This is a genomic window from Rothia sp. HMSC072E10 (assembly GCF_001813965.1).
GTDB classification, from domain to species: domain Bacteria; phylum Actinomycetota; class Actinomycetes; order Actinomycetales; family Micrococcaceae; genus Rothia; species Rothia mucilaginosa_A.
This window is the reverse complement of sequence record NZ_KV814491.1, coordinates 461,702-479,751: the sequence shown is the minus strand read 5'-3', so window position 1 is coordinate 479,751 and position 18,050 is coordinate 461,702. Positions and strand designations below refer to the sequence as shown.

At 65.6% G+C, this 18,050-nt stretch carries 15 protein-coding genes; all 15 read left to right on the top strand.

Annotation, left to right across the window (positions count from 1 at the left end):
- The first annotated feature begins 43 nt into the window (after window positions 1–43).
- The 15 genes from pyrR (at window position 44) to HMPREF2944_RS07220 (ending at window position 17,809) form a co-directional block, all read left to right on the top strand.
- Window positions 44–712 carry a bifunctional pyr operon transcriptional regulator/uracil phosphoribosyltransferase PyrR gene (pyrR, locus tag HMPREF2944_RS07290; protein WP_070681995.1) on the top strand — a complete coding sequence of 223 codons (669 nt, stop codon included), beginning with the start codon at window positions 44–46 and terminating at the stop codon, window positions 710–712.
- On the top strand, window positions 709–1,710 hold the full coding sequence (locus HMPREF2944_RS07285; protein ID WP_070681992.1) for an aspartate carbamoyltransferase catalytic subunit: 1,002 nt from the start codon (window positions 709–711) through the stop codon (window positions 1,708–1,710). Before pyrR ends, HMPREF2944_RS07285 begins: the two co-directional genes overlap by 4 nt.
- A 30-nt stretch (window positions 1,711–1,740) precedes the next feature.
- Window positions 1,741–3,042, top strand: a complete 1,302-nt coding sequence (locus tag HMPREF2944_RS07280) for a dihydroorotase (protein ID WP_070681989.1) — start codon at window positions 1,741–1,743, stop codon at window positions 3,040–3,042.
- Window positions 3,043–3,203: 161 nt separating this feature from the next.
- Window positions 3,204–3,761: a PH-like domain-containing protein gene (locus HMPREF2944_RS07275; RefSeq protein WP_070681986.1), complete on the top strand. Its 558-nt coding sequence runs from the start codon at window positions 3,204–3,206 to the stop codon at window positions 3,759–3,761.
- A 195-nt stretch (window positions 3,762–3,956) separates the two neighbouring features.
- Window positions 3,957–5,144 carry a glutamine-hydrolyzing carbamoyl-phosphate synthase small subunit gene (gene carA / locus HMPREF2944_RS07270; RefSeq protein ID WP_049346700.1) on the top strand — a complete coding sequence of 396 codons (1,188 nt, stop codon included), beginning with the start codon at window positions 3,957–3,959 and terminating at the stop codon, window positions 5,142–5,144.
- Entirely contained in the window at window positions 5,145–8,471 is a 3,327-nt protein-coding gene (carB, locus tag HMPREF2944_RS07265) for a carbamoyl-phosphate synthase large subunit (protein WP_070681983.1), read from the top strand. It begins immediately after the preceding gene.
- Window positions 8,471–9,328, top strand: coding sequence for an orotidine-5'-phosphate decarboxylase (gene pyrF, locus HMPREF2944_RS07260; RefSeq protein WP_070681980.1), 858 nt, complete (start codon window positions 8,471–8,473; stop codon window positions 9,326–9,328). Before carB ends, pyrF begins: the two co-directional genes overlap by 1 nt.
- A gap of 345 nt (window positions 9,329–9,673) precedes the next feature.
- Window positions 9,674–10,054 carry an integration host factor, actinobacterial type gene (gene mihF / locus HMPREF2944_RS07255; protein WP_049334257.1) on the top strand — a complete coding sequence of 127 codons (381 nt, stop codon included), beginning with the start codon at window positions 9,674–9,676 and terminating at the stop codon, window positions 10,052–10,054.
- 45 nt (window positions 10,055–10,099) lie between these two features.
- The gene (gmk, locus tag HMPREF2944_RS07250; protein ID WP_049334256.1) at window positions 10,100–10,657 is read left to right on the top strand and encodes a guanylate kinase; all 558 of its coding nucleotides are present in this window, start codon (window positions 10,100–10,102) and stop codon (window positions 10,655–10,657) included.
- A gap of 212 nt (window positions 10,658–10,869) precedes the next feature.
- Window positions 10,870–11,328, top strand: coding sequence for a DNA-directed RNA polymerase subunit omega (gene rpoZ / locus HMPREF2944_RS07245; protein ID WP_049343732.1), 459 nt, complete (start codon window positions 10,870–10,872; stop codon window positions 11,326–11,328).
- A gap of 38 nt (window positions 11,329–11,366) precedes the next feature.
- On the top strand, window positions 11,367–12,788 hold the full coding sequence (locus HMPREF2944_RS07240) for a bifunctional phosphopantothenoylcysteine decarboxylase/phosphopantothenate synthase (protein WP_070681977.1): 1,422 nt from the start codon (window positions 11,367–11,369) through the stop codon (window positions 12,786–12,788).
- 286 nt (window positions 12,789–13,074) lie between these two features.
- Window positions 13,075–13,986 carry an RNase adapter RapZ gene (rapZ, locus tag HMPREF2944_RS07235; RefSeq protein ID WP_049334253.1) on the top strand — a complete coding sequence of 304 codons (912 nt, stop codon included), beginning with the start codon at window positions 13,075–13,077 and terminating at the stop codon, window positions 13,984–13,986.
- A gap of 97 nt (window positions 13,987–14,083) precedes the next feature.
- Window positions 14,084–15,136: a gluconeogenesis factor YvcK family protein gene (gene yvcK, locus HMPREF2944_RS07230; protein ID WP_049343726.1), complete on the top strand. Its 1,053-nt coding sequence runs from the start codon at window positions 14,084–14,086 to the stop codon at window positions 15,134–15,136.
- Window positions 15,137–15,248: 112 nt separating this feature from the next.
- Entirely contained in the window at window positions 15,249–16,214 is a 966-nt protein-coding gene (gene whiA / locus HMPREF2944_RS07225) for a DNA-binding protein WhiA (protein WP_049334251.1), read from the top strand.
- 416 nt (window positions 16,215–16,630) lie between these two features.
- A complete protein-coding gene (locus HMPREF2944_RS07220; RefSeq protein ID WP_070681975.1) occupies window positions 16,631–17,809 on the top strand; it encodes a ComEA family DNA-binding protein in 1,179 nt (392 codons plus the stop codon).
- The last annotated feature ends 241 nt before the right edge of the window (window positions 17,810–18,050 follow it).

The following is an 18,050-nucleotide window of genomic DNA, read 5'->3' as shown; positions in this document are numbered from 1 at the left end:
AAAACCTTTAAATCCGTCCCGTGAGGCGGGGAAGGAGACGGCTATGCCTGGGTCAACTGTACCCACATCCGGCGCGAATCAGGGGCGAAATCTAACCGCAGCCCCCCATTCGGCAACCCCTCAAAGCACCTCCGAGGACGCGACCACCGTCGGCCGCACCATCCTCAGCGAGGACGAAATCCGCCGCGCCCTCACCCGCATCGCCTACGAAATCATCGAAACCAACAAAGGCGTAGAAAACCTCGTACTCATCGGCATCCGCTCCCGCGGCGTGCCCCTCGCCGTACGACTCGCCGCCCGCATCCAAGCCATCGAGCCGAACTTCAACGCAGAAACACGAATCGGCGCCCTGGACATCACCGCCTACCGCGACGACCAGCGAACCGGCGGCATCACCTCCCCAGACACCGCAGGGGAAAGCATCATGCCCACCATCGGCATTGAAGGCAAAACTGTAGTCCTCGTTGACGACGTCCTCTACTCCGGCCGCACCGTACGCGCCGCCCTCGACGCACTCAACGCCCACGGGCGACCCGCCCTCGTACGCCTGGCAGTCCTCGTAGACCGCGGACACCGGCAACTACCCATCCGCGCCGACCACGTGGGCAAAAACCTGCCCACCAGCGCCAGCGAAACCGTGCGCGTCGTACTGACTGAAACCGACAACGCAACAGACCGAGTTGACATTATCCAGCTGGGAGGGCTCTCATGAAGCATCTGCTCGACACCCGCGAACTAACCCGCGAAGAAGCCATCGAAATCCTCGACGTCGCCGACTACATGGCGCAGGTCAAAGCCGAAAACCGCACCCTGAACGTGCTGAACGGCAAGACCGTCGTCAACCTCTTCTTCGAGGACTCCACCCGCACCCGCCTCTCCTTCGAATCCGCCGAAAAGCGCCTGGGCGCCGCCGTCACGAGCTTCTCCGCCTCGGGCTCCTCCCTGTCTAAGGGTGAGTCGCTCAAGGACACCGCGCAGACCCTCAAGGCCATCGGCGCGGACGCCTTCGTGATTCGCCACTCCGCCTCGGGCGCACCGCAGCGCCTCGCTGAGGCCGGCTGGACCGACATCCCCGTGCTGAACGCGGGCGACGGCACCCACGCGCACCCCACCCAGGCCCTGCTCGACGCCGTGTCCCTGCGCCAGTACAAGGCGGAACGCGACGGCCTCGACAGCCCCCGCGGCACTGACCTGTCCGGCATGCGCGTGCTCATCGTCGGCGACATCCTGCACTCGCGCGTGGCACGCTCCAACCTCTGGCTGCTGCACACCCTCGGCGCGCAGGTCGTCTTCGTCGCACCGCCGACCCTGCTGCCGCTGAACACCGCCTCCTGGGTTGAAGAGGCCGGCCTGGAAATCTTCCACGACTTCGACGAAGCCATCGCCACCAAGCCCGACGCCGTCATGCTGCTGCGCATCCAGAAGGAACGCATGCGCGCCGCGTACTTCCCCTCCGCCGAGGAGTACACCGAGCTGTGGGGCCTGACCGCCGAACGCTTCGCAACCCTGCAGGCACAGCCGCAGCCGGTCGCAATCCTGCACCCGGGCCCCATGAACCGCGGCCTGGAAATCTGCACCGAAGCCGCCGACGCCGCCAACTCCTGGGTTCTGCGCCAGGTCAGCAACGGCGTGGCGCTGCGCATGGCGGTGCTCTACCTGCTTCTGACCGACGGCTCCAGCGCCAAGCTCTACGCCGGCGACGAATCCTAAACGACCTTCCTAACGAGAGGAACCAACACCATGAGCAAGTACCTGATTAAGGGCGCAAGCCTCTACGGCGAAAAGGTCGCCGATATCCTCATCGAGGACGGCGTGATTAGCCGCATCGCAGAGAATATTGACGCCGCGGATGCACAGGTCGTCGAGGCGGCAGGCCAGGTGGCGCTGCCCGGCCTGGTCGACATCCACACCCACCTGCGTCAGCCCGGCTACGAGGCATCCGAAACCGTCGAGACCGGCACCCGCGCTGCGGCCCTGGGCGGCTACACCGCGGTGTTCGCCATGGCGAACTCCCTGCCCGTGGCAGACACCGCCGCCGTGGTTGAGCAGGTTGACCGCCTCGGCAAGGAATCCGCATGGTGCCGCGTGCAGCCCATCGGTGCAGTGACCGTGGGCCTGAAGGGCGAGCGCCTCTCCGACATCGGCGGCATGGCGAACTCCACCGCGAATGTGCGCGTGTTCTCCGACGACGGCATGTGCGTGTACGACCCGGCAGTGATGCGCCGCGCCCTCGAATACGTCAAGACCTTCGACGGCGTGATTGCGCAGCACGCGCAGGAGCCGCGCCTGACCGAGGGCGCCCAGATGAACGAGGGCAAGGTCTCCGCAGACCTGGGTCTGGCCGGCTGGCCCGCCGTCGCTGAAGAGGCAATCATTGCCCGCGACGTGCTGCTGGCCGAGCACCTGGACTCCAAGCTGCACATCTGCCACCTGTCCACCAAGGGCTCCATTGAGGTTGTGCGCTGGGCTAAGTCCCGCGGCGTGAAGGTGACCGCGGAGGCAACCCCGCACCACCTGCTGCTCACCGACGAGACCGCACGCACCTACGACCCGGTGTTCAAGGTGAACCCGCCGCTGCGCACCGAAGAGGACGTCATGGCGCTGCGTCAGGCGGTCGCCGACGGCATCATCGACGTGATTGGTACCGACCACGCACCGCACCCGGCAGAGACCAAGGAATGTGAGTGGGCGTGCGCCGCGAACGGTATGACCGGCCTGGAGCAGGCGCTGTCCATCATCCAGATGACCCTGGTTGACACCGGCATGATTACCTGGCGCGATGTGGCACGCATCCTCTCCGAGCAGCCCGCGAAGATTGGTCGCCTGGACCACGAGCAGGGCCGCCCGCTGGCCGAGGGCGAACCGGCGAACATTGTGCTGGTCGACCCGAAGGCAACCCGCGTAATCAAGCCGGAGGAACAGGCAACCAAGGGTAAGAACAACCCCTACCGCGGCATGGAGGTTCCCGGCTCGATTCGCGCAACCTTCTACGCCGGCCACCCGACCGTGCTGAACGGCGAGCTGGCCACTCCGCGTCGCTAACCCGCGAGGCGAACGTACGTGGTGACCGTGCCCGGCGGTGGCGAGTTCAGGCCCGCCACCGCCTCGCCGGGAGGTTCAACCGCGCCGGGAGCACCGCCCCCAACCCCACCAACCCAGGCCGAGACAATCGACCGCGACACCAACCGAAAGAGAGAACCCACGTGGGAAAGCTCATCACCGCCATCGTCTGCCTGGCCCTCGTGGCCCTGTGCATCTACGGCATGTGGCACGGATGGCGCTCGCGCCTGGCCCGCCAGTCCAACATGTTCGGTTCCCTCAAGGAAGTTCCTGAACGCTACGAGGGTCTGGCCGCTGACGCCGCCTTCGAGGGTGAGTACATCAGCACCACGATCTTCGGTAACTGGCTGGACCGCGTGGGATTCGATTCGCTCGGCTTCAAGAGCAAGTCCACCCTGCTGATCTACCCCGACAGCATCATCTTCACCCGCGACGGGGCGAAGGACCTATGGATTCCGGCGAAGAAGCTCTCGGTCATCACCACCGACCGCGGCATGGCCGGCAAGGTCGTGGAGAAGGACGGCCTGGTCGTCATCGGCTGGACCCTCGACGGTCACCGAGTGCAGACCGGCTTCCGCACCCGCTACGCTGAGGATAAGCAGGCGGCCCTGGAGGAGCTGCGCCGCATCGCCCCGAACGCGGTGGATGCGCCCGAAAAGTGGGCGGCAGATCCCGCCGAGGGCACCGAGCAGGCCAAGTAGGCGGCGCAACGCACCCCGGCACTTCCGGCAACATACCCCGGCCCCGAAGCCGAACACGACACAGCACGACACCCTAGATTTAGCCCGGGCGGGCAGAACAGCCCGCCCCGGCAGCAAGAGACTATCCCCAACGCACCGAGCGGCACTCACCGCAAGGCCCGCGGGGGAGAGCACCACAGAAAAGGAAAAGAGAGCATGACTGACATGACACGATCCGGTGCCCTGCGTACGGACCGCGCGCTACTCGTCCTCGAGGACGGCACCGTCTACCGCGGCTACGGCTACGGCGCAACCGGCGCATCCCTGGGCGAGGTAGTATTCTCCACCGGCATGACCGGCTACCAGGAGACCCTCACCGACCCCTCCTACGCGGGTCAGATTGTGGTTCAGACCGCTCCGCACATCGGCAACACCGGCGTGAACACCACCGACGCCGAGTCCCGCAAGATTTGGGTTGCCGGCTACGTGGTGCGTGACGCCGCCCGCGTCGCCTCCAACTGGCGTTCCGAGCGCACCCTCGACGAGGAGCTCATCGAGCAGGGCATCGTCGGTATTCAGGGCATCGACACCCGCGCCCTGACCCGCCGCCTGCGCTCGAGCGGCTCCATGCGTGCGGGCGTGTTCTCCGGCGAGCACGCCGAGCGCCCCGAGGCCGAGCTGCTGGAGGAGGTGCGCGCCTCCGAGCCCATGGCCGGCCGCAAGCTCGCCGACATCGTCTCGGTCGACACCGCCTACACCGTCGAGCCGCACCAGCACAACTGGTTCGCACCCCCGGTCGCGACCATCGTCGCCCTGGACCTGGGCATCAAGTCGATGACCCCGCAGCGTTTCGCTGAGCGCGGCGTGCGCGTGCACGTGCTGCCCGCCAACGCAACCCTCGAGGACATCTACTCCTACAACCCCGACGGCGTGTTCTTCTCCAACGGCCCCGGTGACCCCGCAACCGCCGACGAGCAGGTTGAGCTGCTGCAGGGCGTGCTGCGCAAGGGCACCCCGTTCTTCGGCATCTGCTTCGGTAACCAGCTGCTCGGCCGCGCCCTGGGCTTCGGCACCTACAAGCTGCTCTTCGGTCACCGCGGCATCAACCAGCCGGTCATGGACAAGACCACCGGCAAGGTCGAAATCACCGCCCAGAACCACGGCTTCGCTGTGGACGCCCCCATCGGCGAGTACGTCACCGCACCGAACGCAGAGTTTGGCGAGGTCATGGTCTCCCACGTCGGCCTGAACGACAACGTGGTGGAGGGCCTGACCTGCAAGGACATCCCGGCCTTCTCGGTTCAGTACCACCCCGAAGCCGCCGCGGGTCCGCACGACTCCGCCTACCTCTTTGACCGTTTCATTGACCTGATGGTCGCAACCAAGACTGCAAAGGAAGCCTAAATGCCTCGTCGTACCGACCTTAACAGCGTCCTCGTCATCGGTTCCGGCCCGATCGTCATCGGTCAGGCAGCGGAATTCGACTACTCCGGCACCCAGGCACTGCGCGTGCTGAAGGAGGAGGGCGTGCGCGTCATCCTCGTGAACTCCAACCCGGCAACCATCATGACCGACCCCGAGTTCGCGGACGCCACCTACATTGAACCCATCACCCCCGAGGTGATCGAGAAGATTATCGCGAAGGAAAAGCCCGACGCTATCCTGCCGACCCTGGGCGGCCAGACCGCTCTGAACGCGGCCATCGAGCTGGGCGAGCGCGGCATCCTCGAGAAGTACAACGTCGAGCTGATTGGCGCGAACATTGACGCCATCAACCTCGGCGAGGACCGCGAGGCCTTCAAGGGCGTCGTGGAGCGTGCCGGCGGCGAGTCGGCCCGCTCGGTCATCGTCCACTCCATGCCGGAGGCCCTGGAGGCCGCCAAGGAGCTCGGCTACCCGATGGTGGTTCGCCCCTCCTTCACCATGGGTGGTCTCGGCTCGGGCATGGCGTACAACGAGGAAGACCTCTACCGCATCGCCGGCGCCGGTATTCAGTACTCGCCCACCAGCGAGGTCCTGCTCGAGGAGTCCATCCTCGGCTGGAAGGAATACGAGCTGGAGATGATGCGTGACACCAACGACAACGTCGTGGTCGTCTGCTCCATCGAGAACTTCGACCCCGTGGGCGTACACACCGGTGACTCCATCACCGTGGCCCCCGCACTGACCCTGACCGACCGTGAGTTCCAGAAGCTGCGCGACATCGCAATTAACGTGATTCGCGAGGTTGGCGTGGACACCGGTGGCTGCAACATCCAGTTCGCTATCGACCCGAAGACCGGCCGCGTCATCGTCATTGAGATGAACCCGCGCGTGTCCCGTTCCTCGGCGCTCGCATCGAAGGCTACCGGCTTCCCGATCGCGAAGATTGCGACCAAGCTGTCGCTGGGCTACACCCTGGATGAGATTCCGAACGACATCACCCAGAAGACCCCGGCCTCCTTCGAGCCGACCCTGGACTACGTGGTCGTGAAGGTTCCGCGCTTCGCGTTTGAGAAGTTCCCGGCTGCCGACCCGACCCTGACCACCACCATGAAGAGCGTGGGCGAGGCCATGGCCCTGGGCCGTAACTTCACCGAGGCTCTGCAGAAGGCCATGCGTTCGCTCGAGCAGAAGGGCGCCTCCTTCTCGTTCAAGCCGCTGACCCTCTCCGAGGTGGAGCTGGCCGAGCTGATTGAGAAGACCAAAGTTCCCACCACCCAGCGTATCTACCAGGTTCAGCAGGCCCTGCTGGCCGGCGCAACCGTGGAGCAGCTGCACGAGGCCACCAAGATTGACCCGTGGTTCCTGGATCAGCTGGTGCTGCTGAACGAGGTGGCCGGCGTGGTCTACGAGAAGCGTGACCACCTAGATCCGGAGACCCTGAAGCTGGCCAAGCGCCACGGCTTCTCGGACGCACAGATTGCCGAGATTATCGGCTCCTCCGAGGACGTTGTGCGCGGTGTGCGCCACGCCCTGGGTATCCGCCCGGTCTTCAAGACCGTGGACACCTGCGCCGCCGAGTTCGAGGCGTTCACCCCGTACCACTACTCCTCCTACGACCTGGAGGACGAGGTCGCTCACCACGAGAAGCCCTCGATCATGATTCTGGGTTCGGGCCCGAACCGCATCGGTCAGGGTATCGAGTTCGACTACTCGTGCGTGCACGCCTCTATGGTGCTGCGTTCGCTCGGTTACGAGACCGTCATGGTCAACTGCAACCCCGAGACCGTTTCGACCGACTACGATATCTCGACCCGCCTGTACTTCGAGCCGCTGACCCTTGAGGACGTGCTCGAGATCGTCGAGTCCGAGCGTCGTACCGGCGGCCTGAAGGGCGTGTTCGTGCAGCTCGGCGGCCAGACCCCGCTGAAGCTGGCTCGTGCCCTGAAGGATGCGGGCGTGCCGATTCTGGGCACCACCCCCGAGGCCATCGACCTGGCCGAGGACCGCGGCGAGTTCTCCCGCGTGCTGGAGGAGGGCGGCCTGATTTCGCCCAAGAACGGCACCGCGTTCACCTTCGAGGGTGCTAAGCGCATCGCCGACGAGATCGGTTACCCGGTTCTGGTTCGCCCCTCGTACGTGCTGGGCGGCCGCGGCATGGAAATCGTCTACGACGAGGCTAACCTGGCCCGCTACCTGGAGAACGCTACCGAGGTTTCGCCCTCGCAGCCGGCTCTGATTGACAAGTTCCTTGAGGACGCCATCGAGATTGACGTGGACGCCCTGTTCGACGGCGAGGAGCTGTACCTGGGCGGCGTCATGGAGCACATTGAGGAAGCCGGTATTCACTCCGGTGACTCCTCCTGTACTCTGCCCCCGATTACCCTCGGCCCGGACATCATCGCCAAGGTGAAGGACGCTACCGAGAAGATTGCTCGCGGCACCGGCGTGCGCGGCCTGATTAACATTCAGTTCGCCTACGTTTCCGAGAACCTGTACGTGATTGAGGCTAACCCGCGCGCATCCCGTACCGTTCCGTTCGTGTCGAAGGCTACCGGCGTGCAGCTGGCCAAGGCCGCCGTGCTGATTGGCCTGGGCAAGACCATTGCCGAGCTGAAGGCTGAGGGCTACCTGCCGCAGCACATGGACGGCGCATCCCTGCCGCAGGAGACCGCAATTGCTGTGAAGGCTGCGGTTCTGCCGTTCGCCCGCTTCCGCACCCCCGAGGGTGTGGTGGTCGATTCGCTGCTGAGCCCCGAGATGCGTTCGACCGGTGAGGTCATGGGCCTGGATCAGCACTTCGACACCGCGTTCGCGAAGGCTCAGGCCGGCGCCGGTTCGCCGATGCCGACCTCCGGTAAGGTCTTCATTTCGGTGGCCAACCACGACAAGCGTAACGTCATCATCTACGCGAAGATGCTGGAGTCGCTGGGCTTCGAGATCGTTTCGACCGGTGGTACCGCCGAGATTCTGCGCCGCAACGGCCTGAACTCGATTCTGGTGGCTTCGAAGTTTGCCGAGGCAAACGGCGACCACTCAATCGTGGACATGGTCCGCAACGGTGACATCGACCTGATTCTGAACACCCCCGCCGGTGGTGCCGCTCGTAGCGACGGCTACGAGATTCGTGCCGCCGCCGTGTCGGTCGGCTGCCCGGTGATGACCACCATCTCCGAGTTCGCCGCCGCCGTTCAGGCGATTACCGCTCTGCGCGAGCACAGCTGGGACATCATGAGCCTGCAGGAGCACGACGTCAAGCTGGCCGCCGCCGTGGACGCTCGCCTGGCTTCCGAGGGTGGCGAGGCGTAATGTCCGCTTCCTTTGGTGACCGCCTGGCGAAGGCGATGGCCGAGCGCGGCCCGCTGTGCGTGGGCATTGACCCGCACCCGAACCTGCTGGAGCAGTGGGGCTTGGAGGATTCCGCCGAGGGTCTGGCCGCCTTCACCGAGGCCGTGTACGAGGGCTGCGCACCCTTCGCGGCCGCGCTGAAGCCGCAGGTGGCGCTTTTCGAGCGTCACGGCTCTGCCGGCCTGGCCGTGCTGGAAGCGCTGTTCGCCCGCGCCGCCGCCGACGGCGTGCTGATTGTGGCTGACGCGAAGCGCGGCGACATCGGCTCGACCATGAAGGCCTACGCGGATGCGTGGCTCGGCTCCACCTCGCCGCTGGGTACCGATTCGGTGACGCTGAGCCCGTACCTGGGCTTCGAGTCGCTGCGTCCGGCGCTGGATTTGGCCGCCCAGAACGACCGCGGCACCTTCGTGCTGGCGCTGACCTCGAACCCCGAGGGTAAGAGCGTGCAGCACGTGGGCGCCTCGGAATCCGAGGGCGCCGTGGCCAAGCGCATTATTGCCGCGGCGGTAGCCGAGAACACCTCCCGTCAGTGGGAGCAGATGGGTCCGTGCGGCCTGGTGGTCGGCGCGACCGTCGGCCAGGCGCTGGTTGACCTGGGCATTGACCTGGGCTCCTTCAACGGCCCGATTCTGTCGCCCGGTTACGGCGCTCAGGGTGCTTCGGCCGCTGACCTGTACCGCGTGTTCGCGGGTGTGGAGTCGCAGGTGCTGGTGAACTCCAGCCGCGGTGTGCTCTCTGCGGGCCCGTCGGTTGAGGCTCTGGCGCAGGCTGCTCAGGCTGCCCGCGACGACCTGCTGGCGGCTCGCGGCGCGTAGTCCGCGCTCAGCGTATAGCTAAGCCTGGATGGGGCGCGCACCCCGGTCGGTTCCTTCGGGAGCTCGGCCGGGGTGCGTGCCCTTTTCTGTGTCCGCCGGGGTGGGGGAGGGGCCGCGCATCCGGCAGTGTGACCAAACAGTATCGGTCCCGCCCGTGCGTGGCTTTTGATCGGGCGATGACTCCGCTATGCTAGAAAGAGTGCTTCCGGAATTTACGTGCTGACGTGCGTAGACGCATTGTTGGTGCGTGGGGAGCACCGCGAATGGAGCGGGGCCTCCCGAGACATTCGTGATACATTAGTTGATAAGTAAAATTCAATACTCGCAGAAATGGGGGACCCAACCATGCCGCTGACTCCGCTAACCGAGGATGCGCGCGCCTCCGCCCGCGAGAAGGCAGTACTTGCCCGAGCACACCGCCAGGAAATTAAGCGTGCACTGAGTGAACGTGAGCTTTCCGTACGTCAGGTTCTCGATATGGTCGATTCCGACCCTGCACTGGCTAAAATGCCGGTGGGGCAGATGCTGCGCGCACTTCCGGGCATTGGTGCCGTTCGAGCAGAACGCATCATTGAAGAACTTCATATTGCGCCGACCCGCCGTCTGGGTGGTCTTGGCGTTCACCAGCGTCGCAAGATGGTGGAGTACTTCAACCGTAATTCGCGGTATCTCAACCGCGCACGTCGCAGGACTGCTGCTCAGTCTTCTGAATCTTCTCAGTCCTAAAGTGTTTGCGCCCCGCGCGTGCGGCGGCGCATCTGGAAGGAAGCTATGTCTCAGCCGACTTTGACCGTTCTGGCCGGCCCCACCGCCGTTGGTAAGGGTACGGTGTGCCAGTACATTCGCGAGAACTATCCGAAGGTGTGGTTCTCGGTGTCCGCAACCACTCGCGATCCTCGCCCCGGTGAGGTCGACGGCGTTCACTACTACTTCGTCTCTATGGACGAGTTTGATCAGATGATTGCCGACGGCCAGATGCTGGAGTACGCGGTGGTGCACGGAAAGAACAAGTACGGCACCCCGCGCGCTAAGGTGCAGGAGGCTCTGGACGCCGGTCACCCGGTGATTCTGGAGATTGACCTGCAGGGCGCTCGCCAGATTCGTGAGACCATGCCTGACGCTCGCCTGATTTTCCTGGCCCCGCCGAGCTGGGATGAGCTGGTGTCGCGTCTGAAGGGCCGCGGTACCGAGAGCGAGCAGGAGCAGGCTCGCCGTCTGGAAACCGCGAAGGTTGAGCTGGCCGCCGAGAAGGAATTTGACGTGACGGTGGTGAACGACAGCGTGGAGCGTGCGGCTCGGGAAATTGCCGAGCTGATTGGCGCCGCGTAGGTCTCCCGCCGTGAGGGGCGGGTCACGCAAAAATAGCGTGACCCGCCCCTTTGCGTCTTCTCCACCATCCGGTACGTGCTTTTTAGCCGCCGAGAGGGTAGAATAGTTCTTTAGTTTTGACCGAGCCCTTCCCGCGCCCGCCCGAATCCGAGCGTGGGCACCCCGCGAAGGGCGTTCGGTACGTACATCCATCAAGATCTTTGGAGTTTTTAGTGGCAAACGAAATCAAGGAACACGAGGACTACAACTTCGTTGACGGCGTTACTCCCGAGGGCATCGTGCGCCCCAGCGCAGACTCGCTGATCGAGAAGGCAGAGTCCAAGTACGGCCTGGTGATTTTCGGTGCCCGCCGCGCCCGCCAGATCAACGCGTACTACGCTAACCTGCAGGATTCCAAGAACCCTCACATCGGCCCGCTGGTCGACGCTGACTCGACTGAGAAGTCTCTGTCGGTTGCTATGCGCGAAATCATTACCGACCGCGTTGAGGCTGAGCACAAGCCCGGCACCAAGTTCAACGAGGACGGTTACCCGATCGCTGAAGAGCCGAACGCTCTGATTGACTTCAGCGTCACCGAGTACCCCGACGCTATCGAGGAAGAGTACATTCCCGCCGGTAGCGACGAGGTCATCGCGATTGAAGAGGTCATCCTCGACGACCACGCCGAGTAACGAGCCGACCGGCTAGTTTAAGGATTATCTGACGTACCATGCGCATTATCGTTGGTATGGGAGGGGGCATCGCCGCGTACAAGGCGGCGATGCTCCTTCGCCTTTTTGCGAAGAATGGTGACGAGGTTATCGCCATGCCCACCCCGAACGCGACCAAGTTCGTGGGGGTGCCCACCCTGGAGGCGCTGAGCGGCAACCCCGTTTCGACCGACGTGTTCGAGCGCGTGCCCGAGGTGAACCACGTGCGCCAGGCCGAGCAGGCCGACGCCGTGGTGATTGCCCCGGCCACCGCTGACCTGCTGGCCCGCCTGGCTGCCGGCCGCGCGGATGATTTGCTGTCGGCGACCGTGCTGACCACGCACGCGCCCGTGATTCTGGCCCCGGCCATGCACACGCAGATGTGGGAGAACCCGGCGACCCGCGCGAACGTGCAGACCCTGCGTTCGTGGGGCTACCACGTGATTGAGCCGGCGATTGGCCGTCTGACGGGCCCGGACTCCGGCCCCGGCCGCATGCCCGAACCCGAGAACATCTTCCGCCTGGCGCAGGAGGTCATCGCGCGGTACCCGAAGCGTTCCACGCACCCGGTGTACACGCCCGGCTACGCCCCGACCCAACCCCTGTACGCCGATACGGAGCAGGAGCGCGCGGCCGCCGCACGCCTGGCGACCCTGGGCTCGGTGAGCATCGACGGTCATGGCGGCCCCGAGGCCGTCGAGAGCGCGGCCCGGGAGGTGCCCGCCGCATCCGGTCCGCTGGCCGGACGCACCGTGGTGATTACCGCCGGCGGCACCCGCGAGCCCCTCGACCCCGTGCGCTACCTGGGTAACCGCTCGACCGGCAAGCAGGGCGTGGCCCTGGCCGAGGCGGCCCGCGACCTGGGCGCGCACGTGCACCTGATTGCCGCGAACATCGAGGTGCCCGCCCCCGAGGGCGTGCGGGTGACCCGCGTTGAGCGCGCCCTAGAGCTGCGCGAGGTCGTCCTGGAGGCGAGCGCATCCGCGGACGTTCTGGTGATGTCCGCGGCGGTGGCCGATTTCAGGCCCGCCGAGTTCGCCGAGTTCAAGATTAAGAAGAGCGCCGATTCCGAGGATGCGCCGGTCATCAACCTGGTGCGCAACCCCGATATCCTGCGTGAGGTTGTGGTGCGTCGCGCTCAGGCTCGGGAGGCCGGTCAGACCTGCATGGGCCCGCAGATTATTGTGGGTTTCGCCGCGGAGACCGGCTCGGCAGAAAAGACCCCGCTGGAGCTGGGCCGCGAGAAGATGCAGCGCAAGGGCGCCGACTTCCTGGCCGTGAACACGGTGGGTGTGAACCTGGGCTTCGGCACGGACGAGAACACGATTACCCTGCTCTCTGCGCTGACCGATGAGGAGCCGGTGCTGATCGGCTCGAAGAAGGACGTTTCGGTGCGCCTGCTGGAGTACGTGAGCGGCTTTTTCGGCCCGGACTGCTCCTAGCCCGCGGCCGTTCCCGCGGCCGTTCCCGCGGCAGACGCATCCGAGCAGATTCGTGGCGCTCTCCCCAACGTTTTCATAACATTTTTACGGCGCTTTTCACGAGCGGAACATTCGACCCGTCGCATTCTTTGCGGCGGGTCGTTTCGCGTTAACGCTCGGGGGAGATGGGGGGGGGGGGACTCTTTTTTGTCATGTCCTGAAATATGTGAGCACGGGCCCGGACCGTCTAATCAAGGTCTTGTATCATGGCTTATAGAGTAGTTCGCGTCAAAGGGGAAGAGACACCATGGCAGACAATCAGCACCATGCCGCCGCACATTCCGTCCAGAGCGATGAGCGCCCGCAGATTCTGGTGATTACCGGCATCTCCGGTGCGGGCCGTAGCACCGTCGCTAACGTGCTCGAGGACGAGGGCTGGTACGTTATCGATAACATCCCTCCGCAGATGCTCGGTTCCCTGGCCGAGCTGGTGACCCGCGACGGCGCTCGCGTGCCGAAGGTGGCTCTCGGTATTGACGTGCGCGCCCGCGCGCTGTTCTCTGATTTGCCGGCCGCCATCGAGACGCTGCGCAAGTCCGATATTGACTTCTCCATGCTCTTCCTGGATGCCAAGGACGAGACCATCATCGCCCGTTACGAGGCTCAGCGCCGCCCGCACCCGCTGCAGGGTGAGGGCCGCGTGCTCGACGGCATCCGCGCCGAGCGCACCCTCTTCGAGGGCCTGCGCCTGGCCTCGGACCGCACGATTGATACGACCGGCATGAACGTTCACGAGCTGGCCCGCACCGTGCGCGAGATGTTCGCCGAGGGTGCGGACAAGAAGCTGAACCTGACCGTCATGAGCTTCGGCTTCAAGTACGGTGCGCCTTCGGACGCCAACTACATGGCCGACATGCGCTTTATTCCGAACCCGCACTGGGTGCCCGAACTGCGCCCGCTGACCGGCCAGGACGCCCCCGTGCGCGACTACGTGCTGGAGCACGCCGGCACCGAGGAGTTCATCAGCAACTACCTGGCCGCCCTGCGTCCCGTGCTGGAGGGCTACCGCCGCGAGGGTAAGTACTACGCCACCATCGCGATTGGTTGCACCGGTGGTAAGCACCGCTCGGTGGCCGTGACCGAGGAGCTGGCCCGCCGCCTCTCCGCCTTCCCCGATGTCAACGTGAACGTGCAGCACCGCGACAAGGGCCGCGAATAGCCCCGCAGTACTGACCGGCAACCCATAATCAGCTACCGGTCGCCCTTCGCACACCGAGCGGAGGGCCGGCCGCTTCCGGGTATGTGAGATACAGACTATGAACACTCATTCAACCAGTTATGACACTCAGGGGATTCCCCGCCTACCCGCGCTTCCAACCCAGGCTCTGCGTCTGCTGAAGACCACGCACCGTTCACCGAAGGTGACGGCCATGGGCGGCGGGCACGGCCTGTACGGATCGCTTTCGGCTCTGCGCCACGTGACCCCCGACCTGACGGCCGTGGTAACCGTGGCGGACGACGGCGGCTCCTCGGGTCGCCTGCGTGAGGAGATGGGTATTCTTCCTCCCGGAGATTTGCGCATGGCGCTCTCGGCGCTCTGCGACGACACCGATTGGGGCCGCACCTGGCGCGACGTCATGCAGCACCGTTTCGCCGCGCCCGAAGGCTACGAGGGGGAGTTTCCCCTGGACTACCACGCGCTCGGCAACCTGCTCATCGCGACGCTCTGGCAGCTGCTGGACGACCCGGTGGCCGGCCTGGACTGGGCGGGCGCCCTGCTGAACGCCCGCGGCCGCGTGCTCCCCATGGCCCTGGACCCCATGGTGATTTACGGTACCGTGTTGCGCGAGCACTCCGGTGGCGGAATCGAGCGGGTCAAGGTCGTGGGGCAGGTGAACCTCTCCAAGGAGGAGCGCGTGCACGATATTGGCCTGTCCCCGGAGCACGCGCGTCCCTGCCCGGAGGCGCTCTCCGCTATTGAGGAATCCGACTGGATTGTGCTCGGCCCCGGCTCGTGGCGCACCTCGGTTCTGCCGCACCTGCTGCTGGACGCCCAGCGCGAGGCGATTATTCGCACGGAGGCGCGCCGATGCGTGGTCATGAACCTCTCCGACGACAAGGAGACCGTGGGGTTTACCCCGGCAACCCACCTGGAGCTTCTGCGCCAGTACGCATCCAAGCTGCACCTGGACGCCGTGATTGCCGACGCCGACATGCAGGCCGACCACCGCGCGGGACTCGAGCGCGAGGCCGCCTCGATGGGTGCGAAGGTCGTGTGGGCGCACCTGCGTTCGAGCACCCGGCCGGATGTGCACGATCCGCTGAAGCTCGCCTCCGCGTACAACGAAACCTTCGAGCTGAGCGCTTAGAGGTTTTCTTCGCCCGCTCAGGAAGCGGCGCACCGAATTTTAGCCCGAACTTTACCAGACTGAACTTTTCCGGCCACCCGTGCCGACTACCCGCCCAGAAGGACACCAACCTATGGCATTGACCACCCTCGTCAAAGACGAACTCGCCAGCTATGACGCGCCGAAAATCTCTGCCCGCAAGGCCGAGATTTCAACGATTCTGCGCTTCACCGGCGGTCTGCACATTGTCTCGGGGCGAATCGTGGTGGAATCTGAGGTAGATCACGAGCCCACCGCCCACCGCATGCGCCGCATCATCTCTGAGATTTACGGTCACGACTCCGAGCTCACCAGCGTCACCGGTGGCGGCCTGCGCCGCGGTGGCCGCTACGTGGTGCGCGTGGATCAGGGCGGCGAGGCCCTGGCCCGTCAGACCGGTCTGCTGGATGTGCGCGGTCGCCCCGTGCGCGGCCTGCCGCCGGCCGTGGTCAACGGTTCCCTGCAGGATGCGGAGGCCGTCATGCGCGGCGCATTCCTGGCGCACGGCTCCCTGACCGAGCCGGGCCGTTCCTCCGCACTGGAGTTTACCTGCCCCGGCCCCGAGGCCGCCCTGGCTCTCGTGGGTGCCGCCCGTCGCCTCGACATCATTGCGAAGGCCCGCGAGGTGCGCGGTACCGACCGCGTGGTGGTGCGCGACGGCGAGACCATTGCGCAACTGCTCGAGCGCATGGGCGCGACCGGCACCCTCACCACCTGGCGTGAGGCCCGCACCCGCAAGGAGGTGCGCGCGACCGCCAACCGACTGGCCAACTTTGATGACGCTAACCTGCGCCGTAGCGCCCAGGCCGCCGTGGCGGCCAGCGCCCGCGTGGAGCGCGCCCTCGAAATTCTGGGCGATCAGGCCCCCGAACACCTGCGTTACGCGGGGGAGCTACGCGTGGTGAACAAGCACGCCTCTCTGGACGAGTTGGGTCGCCTGGCCGAGCCGCCCATGACGAAGGACGCGATTGCGGGCCGTATTCGCCGCCTGCTGGTCATGGCCGATAAGCGCGCCGCCGAGCTAGGTATTCCCGGTACCGAGCTGCCGCGCGAGGACTAGGGAGTGGCTGGCTAAGGCCGCGAGCGGGTAGAGCCGCCGGACGATTTCACGGGTGTTGAACTTGTGGGTGCCGGGGCCAGCGTGGATGCCGGGTAATTGCCTGACCGGGTAATTGCCTGGGAGCGCCGTAACGGAAACCGTGCTCTCACGGGGGCTCCCGTGGATATCCAGGAGCTCGTGTGGGCTCCGAACTATTTTGTGGGTGCGGAAGGTTTTAAGAACGCCGAAAACCCGCGACTTAGCCGTTATGTTTTGACCCCCGTGTTACGTGTGCACGCCGTGCATATTTGAATAAAAGGGTAGATTTTTTCAAAAAGAAGCCTGTGGATAGCGCCTTTTCCCGCCGGGGAAGGAGCGTTATCCACAGGCTTTTCTGCGCTCCGGAATAGCCGCGCGCGCAAGCCTAGTGTGGAGGTATGACGAGCATGACCCCCAACCACCGCACTTCCTTTCAGAATCTCCCGCCGCGGGAAGATTCCTCGGCCGAGCGGGCTTTCAACGAGTTCGCCGACGAAGACGTCCCCGCCGAATACGGGTACCACGTGGCAGATTCACCGGGCGTCACCACGCCGACCGGGGTGCCGCCGCGCACAGCGCGCGAACTCATGAACGGCCTGTACCGCACGCCCGGGCGCGCCCCGGAACCCGCGAACCCCGCGGCCCCCGAAAGCGGTGGGCCCGTCGGGTCCAATCCTTCGGGGCGCGCCGAGGCAATTCCGGACTGCGACCGGGAAGACACCGTGCGCCTGGGCAGCGCATCCCGCGCCGAAGATAGCCCGGAGGCCCCCGACGAATCGGGCGCTCTGGAAGAGCCAGAGGCCCTGGAAGAGTGGGACGATTGGGAGGACTGGGAAGAGGCCGATGCGCCCGGCACCACCCGCAGAACGCGCTGGGGCATCTCGCCGCGCGCCCTGGTACTCGTGGCGCTCATCGTCCTGGCGGTCGTCATCTGGGGAGTCTCGCAGTTCTCGGCGGTGCCCCGTAGTGAGCCGGTAGCCCAGGTGCCGGCACCGGCTTCGGGCACCGCACAGGGGAGCGGGCAGGGGGCGGAGAGCGCGCATCCGACGCCCCAGCCCAGTCAGGCGGCCGAGGTGCGGGTGCACGTGGCCGGGGCCGTCAACAACCCCGGCGTGTACACCCTCCCAGCGAACGGCCGCGCCGTGGATGCCATCGCTGCCGCATCCGGTGCCGCCGCTGATGCCGACCTGGACCGAGTGAACCTCGCGGGCGAGCTGACCGACGGCATGCAGCTCTACGTTCCGCGCCGAGGGGAAACCGCCGCTCCGGCGCCCATTCAACCCAACACCGCGCAGGGAGGGGCTCAGGGTACATCTCGGGGAGGAGGCTCACAGCCTCAGCGCACCCTCACCCCCTCCGGCGGCACGGGTACTCCCGCCGCCTCAGCCCCGGTCAACATCAACACCGCGACCGCCGAGCAGCTGCAGAGCCTGCCGCGCATCGGCCCGGCCATGGCCCAGCGCATCATCGCCTGGCGTGAGGCCCACGGCGGCTTCCGCAGCGTGGATGAGCTGGATGCGGTGCCCGGCATCGGCCCGACCCTGCTCGAGACCCTGCGTCCGCTGGTGACGGTCTGATGGCTCGTACTTTGCGCACCCCGGCCCGCGGGGGCAATCGACTGCGTGGCCTTTACGGCAGTCTTCGGCACGGCTGGGCGGTGCAGGCCGAGCGGTGGGCAGAACGCCGAGGTAGCGAGGAGCTGAGGGCCCAGGGGAGCCTCATCCACCTGGACCTGCGTCTCATCCCGGCCACGCTTACCCTCTGGGGGTTCACCGCGTTGGCCCTAAACCGTGGAACATGGTCGGTACTCCACCCGGC